Here is a 411-nt window from a genome sequence, read left to right on the forward strand (position 1 = left end):
GTATGGACAAACGTCCTGAGATTACCTTAGTGACCAACAAGCAGACTCAGCAACCGGTAATGGATCGTTACCAGCAGCACGGTATGTCTCCTCTGACTCAGGAGCAGAAACCGGCCGCAAAAGTGGTGAACGACCCAACGCCGCAAACGGCGAAAGAGCCAGATTATCTGGATATCCCGGCGTTCCTGCGTAAGCAAGCTGACTAAGAATTGGCTGGAATTAGGGGATTTGCGCTCTTTGTGCTAAACTGGCCCACCGTTAGTGATATACACTCTCGGTTGGATAGTTAATTTGGCGAGATTATACGATGATCAAACAAAGGACACTTAAACGTATCGTTCAGGCGACGGGTGTCGGTTTACATACCGGCAAGAAAGTCACGCTGACGTTACGCCCTGCGCCGGCCAATAC

2 protein-coding genes are annotated in these 411 nt (G+C 50.4%); both read left to right on the plus strand.

Features of this window, described 5'->3' with window-relative positions; translation table 11 throughout:
- Nucleotides 1-206, plus strand: a 206-nt coding sequence (locus EN749_RS37285; RefSeq protein WP_210214784.1) for a hypothetical protein, incomplete at its 5' end; no start/stop codon positions are given.
- A gap of 101 nt (nucleotides 207-307) precedes the next feature.
- A partial coding sequence (locus EN749_RS39700; protein WP_189368086.1) for a UDP-3-O-acyl-N-acetylglucosamine deacetylase occupies nucleotides 308-411 on the plus strand: 104 nt, incomplete at its 3' end.

The organism is Mesorhizobium sp. M7A.F.Ca.ET.027.02.1.1, assembly GCF_004022985.1.
Classification (GTDB): domain Bacteria; phylum Pseudomonadota; class Alphaproteobacteria; order Rhizobiales; family Rhizobiaceae; genus Mesorhizobium.